At 65.8% G+C, this 8,032-nt stretch carries 7 protein-coding genes; 3 read left to right on the forward strand and 4 right to left on the reverse strand.

The genetic code is table 11. The annotated features are described in order from the left end of the window. Positions 1 to 2: 2 nt before the first annotated feature. Entirely contained in the window at positions 3 to 1,232 is a 1,230-nt protein-coding gene (locus tag VGV37_RS05735) for an aspartate kinase (protein WP_326878669.1), read from the reverse strand. A 170-nt stretch (positions 1,233 to 1,402) separates the two neighbouring features. Here VGV37_RS05735 and ubiG point away from each other — a divergent pair, with 170 nt between their 5' ends. Beyond that, the gene (ubiG, locus tag VGV37_RS05740; RefSeq protein WP_326878670.1) at positions 1,403 to 2,146 is read left to right on the forward strand and encodes a bifunctional 2-polyprenyl-6-hydroxyphenol methylase/3-demethylubiquinol 3-O-methyltransferase UbiG; all 744 of its coding nucleotides are present in this window, start codon (positions 1,403 to 1,405) and stop codon (positions 2,144 to 2,146) included. Between the two features lie 13 nt (positions 2,147 to 2,159). Here the strand turns inward: ubiG and VGV37_RS05745 are convergent, their stop codons facing one another. Together VGV37_RS05745 and VGV37_RS05750 are read right to left on the reverse strand one after the other, a co-directional pair. Then, positions 2,160 to 3,212 (reverse strand): MaoC family dehydratase, encoded by a 1,053-nt coding sequence (locus VGV37_RS05745; RefSeq protein WP_326878671.1) that lies wholly within the window; start codon positions 3,210 to 3,212, stop codon positions 2,160 to 2,162. Next, on the reverse strand, positions 3,209 to 4,090 hold the full coding sequence (locus VGV37_RS05750; protein WP_326878672.1) for a CoA ester lyase: 882 nt from the start codon (positions 4,088 to 4,090) through the stop codon (positions 3,209 to 3,211). The genes VGV37_RS05745 and VGV37_RS05750 overlap by 4 nt, the downstream gene beginning before the upstream one ends. 97 nt (positions 4,091 to 4,187) lie before the next feature. On the opposite strand from VGV37_RS05750, the gene pdxY reads away from it, so the two are divergent. Beyond that, entirely contained in the window at positions 4,188 to 5,072 is an 885-nt protein-coding gene (gene pdxY / locus VGV37_RS05755) for a pyridoxal kinase PdxY (protein WP_326878673.1), read from the forward strand. Between the two features lie 22 nt (positions 5,073 to 5,094). On the opposite strand, the gene VGV37_RS05760 is transcribed toward pdxY, so the two are convergent. Next, entirely contained in the window at positions 5,095 to 5,607 is a 513-nt protein-coding gene (locus VGV37_RS05760) for a hypothetical protein (RefSeq protein WP_326878674.1), read from the reverse strand. Between VGV37_RS05760 and VGV37_RS05765 the strand changes: the two genes are divergently transcribed. Beyond that, positions 5,581 to 8,032: hypothetical protein (locus VGV37_RS05765; RefSeq protein ID WP_326878675.1), on the forward strand; the 2,452-nt coding region annotated here is incomplete at its 3' end. The two genes, VGV37_RS05760 and VGV37_RS05765, sit on opposite strands and share 27 nt — an antisense overlap.

Raw genomic sequence — 8,032 nt, forward strand, 5'->3', positions numbered from 1 at the left:
GGTCAGGCCGCGTCGACCGCGTCCAGCCCGTAGGCGGAATGCAGGGCGCGCAGGGCCAGCTCCAGATATTCCTCGGCGACCAGCACGGCCACCTTGATCTCCGACGTCGAGATGACCTGGATGTTGATGCCCTTGTCGGCCAGGGTCTGGAACATCTTCTGGGCGACACCCGCGTGGCTGCGCATGCCGACGCCGATGACCGAGATCTTCACCACGTCGGCGGATGAAACGATCCGCTCGTAGCGGACATGATCCCGGTTGGCTTCGAGCACCTTGACGGCGCGGGTGATGTCCGCCTTGCCGACCGTGAAGGTCATGTCGGTGGCCTGGCCGTCGCGCGACACGTTCTGCACGATCATGTCGACGTTGATGCCGGCATCGGCCAGGGGACCGAAAATGGCGGCGGCGACGCCGGGGCGATCGGATACGTTGGCGACCGTGATCTTCGCCTCATCCCGGCTGTAAGCGATTCCGCTGACGACCTGCTTTTCCAAGATCTCGTCCTCGTCCACGACCATGGTACCCGGCCTGTCGACGAAGCTCGACAGCACCTGCACCCGCACCCGGTGGTTCATGGCCATTTCGACCGACCGGGTCTGCAATACCTTCGCACCTTGAGACGCCATTTCCAGCATCTCTTCGTAGGTGATTTTATCGAGTTTGCGCGCACGCGCCACGATCCGCGGATCGGTCGTATAGACGCCATCCACGTCCGTGAAGATGTCGCAGCGTTCCGCATCGAACGCGGCGGCCAGCGCCACCGCGGACGTATCGGATCCGCCACGGCCCAGCGTGCTGATCCGCCTGTCCTCGGTCGCTCCCTGGAAGCCGGCGACGACGGCGACTTCACCCTGGGCGGCCCGGGCCTTGATCTGTTCGAGGTCGATGCCCTGGATGCGCGCCTTGGCGTGCGCGCCGTCGGTCTTCAAGGGAAGCTGCCAGCCCATCCAGGACCGGGCGGGCACGCCGATCGCCTGGAGCGCGATCGCGAGCAGTCCCGCGGTCACCTGTTCGCCCGACGAGACGACGACGTCGTACTCGGCCGGGTCGGCCATTTCGGAGGTCTGGTTGGTCCAGGCCACCAGCTGGTTGGTCGTGCCGGACATCGCGGACACGACCACGATCAACTCGTGACCGGCATCCACTTCACGCTTGACCCGTTGGGCGACGATCTTGATACGGTCGACATCGGCCACCGATGTCCCGCCGAACTTCTGCACGAGGCGCGCCATGCTCTATCTTACCTGCGTCGGGCGCGGTATGACCGCGCACCGGGGAAAATTGCCGCTCGCCTCCGGTTGCCCGCCGGATGGCGCGTATTCATACTCGGTGCCCGTCGTCCGAAGCAAGCCCGCGCCGCCGTAAGGCAGACCCGCAACACCTGAAACGCAGAGCCGAGCCCGTGAGCCCCAATACAGCCTCCAGCATCGATCCCGAAGAGGTCGCCCGTTTCGCCGCCATCGCCGAGGCCTGGTGGGATCCGAACGGCAAGTTCCGGCCGCTGCACAAGTTCAACCCGACCCGGCTCGCCTATGTCCGCGACCAGCTGGCCGCCCATTTCGCTCGCGACGTCGCCGGGCGGCAGCCGTTCGCCGGCCTGCGCCTGATCGACATCGGCTGCGGCGGCGGCCTGGTCGCCGAGCCGATGGCGCGGATGGGGTTCGCCGTGACCGGCGTGGATGCGACCGAGCGCAACATCGGTGTCGCCTCGGCCCACGCCGCCAAGCAGGAGCTCGCGATCGACTATCGCTTCGCCGCCGCCGAGGATCTGGTCGCCGCCGGCGAACGCTTCGATGTCGTGCTGGCGCTGGAAGTGATCGAGCATGTCGCCGATCCCGCGGCGTTCCTGGTGTCGATCGGCCAGTTGGTGAAGCCCGGCGGTGCCGTCGTGGTGGCGACGCTCAACCGCACGGCCAAGGCCTTCGGCCTCGCCATCGTCGGCGCCGAATACCTGCTGGGCTGGCTGCCGCGCGGCACCCACACCTGGTCGAAATTCCTGAAACCCAGCGAAGTCGCCGGCGGCCTGCGCCGTGCGGGCCTGGTGCTGCACGACCTGAGCGGCGTCAGCTACAACCCGGTCGCCGACAAATGGAGCCTCGGGTCCGATACGAGCGTGAACTACCTGATGACGGCGGTGAAGGCTTAGCCATTACCGCCCCTCACCGTGGCATCAGCACCCAATAGTCCAGCTCCAAGATGACGGCGGGATCGTATCCGTCGTCGATCCGTCCCGGAAAGTCGGCGGCACTCCGGTTCTTGACCGCATAGGTCCGCAGCCGTAGCGCGCCCAGGTCCACGCGGCCGGGCATCGCTTCGGCGGCCAGCACCTCCGACCAGGCATAGACCGTGTCGCCGGCGAAGCAGGGCGCCACGTGGCGGCCGCCATTCAATCCGGCGATCTTGAACGCGTTGCCCAGGCCGTTGAAGCTCAGGGCGCGGGCCAGGCTGATGACGTGGCCGCCATAGATCAGCCGCCGGCCGAAGCGGCCCTGGCCTTGCTCATACTGGTTGAAATGGACCTTCGCCGTGTTCTGGTAGAGCCGGGTCGCGAGCTGATGTTCCGCCTCCTCGACCGTCACGCCGTCGACATGATCGATCTTCTCGCCGACCGCATAGTCGCCCCAACGCCAGGGCGATCCCGCGCGGGCATCGTCATAGGCTTCCAGCACCAGCCCGTCCGGCACCGCCAGCGCTTCGACCGGCACGGCGTCGGGCAGGGTCGGCACGTTCAGGATGGGCGCAGGGCTCGCCTTGTTGCGCTTGCGGACCATGACCCAGCGGACATAGTCGAGCACCGTCTCGCCCAGCTGGTTCTGGCCGATCGATCGGACATGGACCGTGCCGGTCTCGCCGTTCGAATTTTCCTTCAACCCGATCACTTCGGACACCGCCGACAAGGTGTCGCCGCGATAGACCGGCGCCAGGAAGCGGCCGGCGGCATAACCCAGGTTGGCGACGGCATTGAGCGAGATGTCCGGCACCGTCTTGCCGAACACCATGTGGAAGACCAGCCAATCATCGACCGGCGTCTCAGGGAATCCCAGGCTGTGGGCGAACGGCTCGGCACATCCCGGCACGAAGCGCGAGCCGGTCAAGGCCAGGTAGAGCGCCGTATCGCCGGCCGTGATCGTGCGCGGCGTCGCATGCTCGATGACCTGGCCGACCGAGAAATCTTCGAAATAATTCCCGGGATGCGTCTTGAGCGCGCTCACGCCCCGGCACCCAGTTCTTCGATGCGCGCGACCAGGGCCAGGAGGCGCTTGGCATTGGCGACATGCAGGTTCTCGACCAGCTTGCCGTCGACCAGGACGACGCCCTTGCCTTCGGCCTCGGCCGCCTCGAATCCGGCGATCTGCTTGCGAGCCTGCTCGATCTCGACGGCGGACGGCGCGAAGGCCTCGTTGGCGGCGGCGATGGTCTTCGGGTGGATCAGGGTCTTGCCGTCGAAGCCCAGCTCCGCGCCCTGGCGGCAGGAATGGGCGAAGCCCTCGTCGTCGTTGAGGTCGAGATAGACGCCGTCGAGCATCGCCAAGCCGTAGGCGCGCGCCGCCAGCAGGCATAGGCTGAGGCCGGTTAACATCGGCAGCCGGTCGCGGGTATGGCGGGCGTGCAGGTCGTTCGCCAGGTCGGACGTGCCCATGACGAATCCCGCGAGGCGCGGATGGCTGGCCGCGATCTCTTCGGCATGTAGCATGCCCATCGGCGTCTCCATCATGCACCAGATGGCAAGCCCGGCCGGCGCACCGGCCTTGTCCAGAATGGCCGCCGCCTGGCGCACGGTGGCCGCACTCTCGACCTTCGGCAGCAACACGCCATGGATCGCCATCTTCGCCGCTGCCGCGAGGTCGCCATGGCCCCAGGCGGTGTCGAGCCCGTTGGTGCGCAGGATCAACTCGCGCTTGCCATAGCCGCCGGCCGCGACCGCGTCGGCGATGATGGCGCGCGCGACCTCTTTCGCATCGGGCGAAACCGCGTCCTCCAGGTCGAAGATCAGCGCGTCGGCCGCGAGGCCGCGGGCCTTTTCCAATGCGCGCGGGTTGGAGCCCGGCATATAGAGCATGCTGCGGCGGGGGCGCGATTCGGTCGGCATAAGGTCCTCTCCCACGAGATTCTTCTTGGTGGCTTCCCGCCCAGGATACAGGCGGCTACCATCGAGCGCGAGTGTTGCGGTGCGAAAGGAGCATCATTTGGACGGCATCCTGTCGATCCAGTCCTGGGTCAGCTATGGCCATGTCGGCAATGCGGCGGCGCTGTTTCCGTTGCAGCGGCTGGGGTTCGAGGCCTGGGGCGTAAATACGGTCCAATTCTCCAACCACACCGGCTACGGCGAATGGCGCGGGACCGTGTTCGAGCCCGCGCAGATCGCCGAACTGATCGAGGGCATGGCGGCGCGCGGTGCGCTCGACCGGTGCCGGGCGGTCCTGACCGGCTACACGGGCGATCCGGCCCTGGGGGCCGTCGTGCTCGATACGGTGGCGCGCGTCCGGGCGGCCAATCCCGGCGCGCTCTGGCTGTGCGATCCGGTGATGGGCGATACCGACGGCGGCTTCTACGTGCGGCCCGGTCTGCCGGAATTCTTCCGCGACCGGGCGGTCCCGCTGGCCGACATCATCACGCCCAACCAGTTCGAGCTGGAATTCCTCACCGGGCGAACCATCAAGGACCTGCCCGACGCGCTCGATGCCGCGGCCGCGGCCCGCGCGCTCGGGCCCAAGGTGGTTCTGCTGACCAGCCTGGTCCGACCGGATGCGCCCCCGGATCACATCGAACTGCTGGTTTCGACGGCGGAAGGCGCCTGGCGCGTGACGACGCCTCTGCTGCCGATCTCGGTCAACGGCGCCGGCGACGCGGTGGCGGCCCTGTTCCTGGCCCATTGGCTCAAGACCGGCGGCGATCCCGCGGCCACCCTTTCCGCCGCCGCTTCGGCGATCTATGCGGTGCTCAAGAAAACCCACGCGCAGGGCGAACGCGAGATCCAGCTGGTCGCGGCCCAGGATCAGCTCGTATCGCCTGACGAGTTGTTCCGAGCTGAGCGGGTGGACGGGTTCGAGCGAACCGACCGAAGGGCGTGAGCGTTCCGCGCAAATAGACGAATTACGTTCGAACAAGCCGCGAGGCGCCGCAGGCACTCGCGCCACGGTATTGCACAATAACTTTTCTGTAATAAATTTTATTAAATTTAATCAGGATTGAGGCTGGTTTATATACGGCATTGCTTGGATGTCGGTCGCGATCATCCAGAAATAAACTCATCCGGATGGAATGAAAATGCGCGTAACCATGGCAGATGGCTCGCCCGTTCAAACTCAGACTCAGGTTTCGCCTCCCGTTTCTACGGTGAGTTTCAATTCGGCGCTGAATAATGCTGCGTCTTCTTCTGGAAACACCGCGACCGCGCCTTTGATCAAGGCGATCCCTCTTGCCTCGTCCGACAAGCAGCATCTGCTCGACCTCTACAATCAAATGCTCGAAGCCGAAGAGGCGGCCAGCCAGAATGCTGCCCGCAATCGGGAGCTCCGGCAGGAGCAGCATGATGACGTAACGACGGCGCAGACAAATCTCAGTACCGCCATCAACACCATGCTGACGAAGAGCCTGGCCGGTCATGCCAACCAGCCCGACCTGATCGCCGGGCAGGCGGACAGCATCAAATTGCTCGCCAAGCCGGATGCTGCCATCGGCAGTCAACCCACCCTCGGCGACGTCGTCGACCAAGCGAGTTCCGGCGTCCAGCAGAGCCTCGACGCCAGTTTCCCGCCCGCCTTGAGCAAGGCGATCAGCGCCGGTGACTGGAAGAACGTCACGGCGATCTCGCAAAAGCTGATGGGCGGCACCGGCAGCACGCCGGCCTCGATCTATACCAAGGCGCAGTCGCTGGCCGAGCTGGCGCCCTCTTCGGCCGATTGCCAAGGCGCCATCCAGGCGGCTTTCAGCAATCTCGTGGTGAAGCCGGCCGCAGCCAAGATCGCGGCCGCCTACAAGTCCGGCGGCTCCATGGCCGGTGCGGCCCAACTGCGCCAGACCCTGACGGGTGCCCCGCCTGAAGTGGCCCAGATGATCTTCACCGCGGCGAAGCCGACGATCGACGCCATGGCCAAGGAATTGGGGAAATCCACCTCCTATGAGAACCTGCCGCCGACCATCGATTCCTACTTGCAGGAGCAGCGGCAGGATCAGCAGAACGGTATTCCGGCGACCTATCCAGAAGGGCTGTGGTCGATCTCGTCGGTACAGGAATACAATCAGGTCTACGGCGACGTCGCGGCCTCGGTCGAACTTGCCAGCCGAGGGCCCAACCCCGGTGCCGCCGCGCAGCAGGTCGCATCAGACATTCTGGATCGGCCCAAGTCGGATCTCACGTTCCTGACCCCCTTGCCCGGACAATCGGACGGCCCGCCGCTGAGCGGCGCCATCACCCAGTCGGTGGCAAATGGCGATGGTGCGGTCCTGTCGCTGGCGCTCGCCCAGCATCTCGCCCCGACGGGCGCGGCGAGCAGCGCCCCGAAATCGGACGGCACCACCTTCCTGCAGAGCGCGACGCCGGAAGGCCGGGCGTCGAACATCCTGACGGCGATTTCGGCCGGCCTCGCCCAGTTGCAGAAGAATAACGACGCCGCGCTCAAGACTTTCCTGACGCCGCCCTCGGTCAAGAAGAGCAACTTCGGCGCGTCGGATTCGACGACCGAGCCGGTCCAGCAGATGGCCGCCCGCTGGGCACCGTTGCTGGGCACCGACAAGACGGCGGCGGCGTTGCAGAAGCTGATCGACAATACGCCTGCTCTGAAGAACCAGGTGATTGCGAACCAGAAGGCCGCCGACCAGAGCGCCGCCAACGTCGTCAATACGCTGCTCGATCTCAAGGGCGCCTCGCCGGAGATCCAGAAGCTCAGCAGCTTCGGGACTCTCGACAAGGCCGCCACCTCGCTGCAGACCGATAAATCGACTGAAGGCTCGATTTCGGTCAGCCAGTCGGCGCAATCGGCGATCAAGCAGGCGACCCTGGCCCGGATAGGCCAGCAGGATCCGATGTTCAAGAACCAGTCGGCGCCGCCGAACCTGCTCTGGTCCTCGCGCATCGCCCGCGGCATCATCGCCGAGATCGCCGGTGTCACGAAGCCGGTGACGGACGCCAACAAGCTGCGCGTGCTTCAGTCTGACATCGGCCAGCTGTCTGCCGCCGACCAGGTCGAGCTGTTCGGGACCAGCAACCCGTCGCAGATCATCGCGGACGCGCTGAAGAACCCAGGAGCCAATGGTTCGGTCAGCGATCTCGTGCAGTCTCTCTCCTCGCAACTGAGCGAGGGGGATGTCCCGACCTTGACGCCGCGTGGCGGCCTGTCGCCGATCACGTTGAAAGGCACGGCCATGACCGGGGTGGGCTCGGCCCTTTACCTGGTCGGCGCGTGGGACCTGCTGAAGACGCCGTTCGTCAAGGGCCAGGATCCGGTGCCCGTGATCCTCAACAGGGTGTTCGGCGGCTACATTCTATTGGGCGGTGCCAACAACGGCTATCTCGCGGGATCCAGCTTCGCCCAGAACATGCTGGTGGGCGAGAATTCGCGCCTGTTCTCGAACAGCTTCTCGACCGGCGGGCTGCTCGACAAGCTGACGCGGCCGGTGCTGGGTAAGGGCACGTTGTTCGACTATTCGCCGGACCTGTTCGAGGGCGGCGCGGCGGTGCTTCTGAGCGGCATCGCCGCTTATGAATTCACCCATGGCCAGTATTTCGCGGGCGGGTCATACACCGTCGCTGCGGCTGCGGGCGCCTATCCGCTCATCAAGAAATACGGGCCGAAAATGTTCGGCGACGACGGCGCCGCGACCGGGGCCGCGACGGAGGCGACGACGGAAGGAACCGGCGGTCTGCTGGCGACGAGTGCGGAAGAGGCCACCGCCGGCACCGCCGGTGCCGACTGGTCCGGGCCGATCGCCGCCGGCGTGGTGCTGGCGACGACCGTCGGCCTCTACGGCTACAAGCTCTATACGCGGGTCCAGCAGTCGAACACATATGAGGGGACGAACCAGACCTTCC

The organism is Aliidongia sp., from assembly GCF_035943795.1.
Taxonomy (GTDB): domain Bacteria; phylum Pseudomonadota; class Alphaproteobacteria; order ATCC43930; family CGMCC-115725; genus Aliidongia.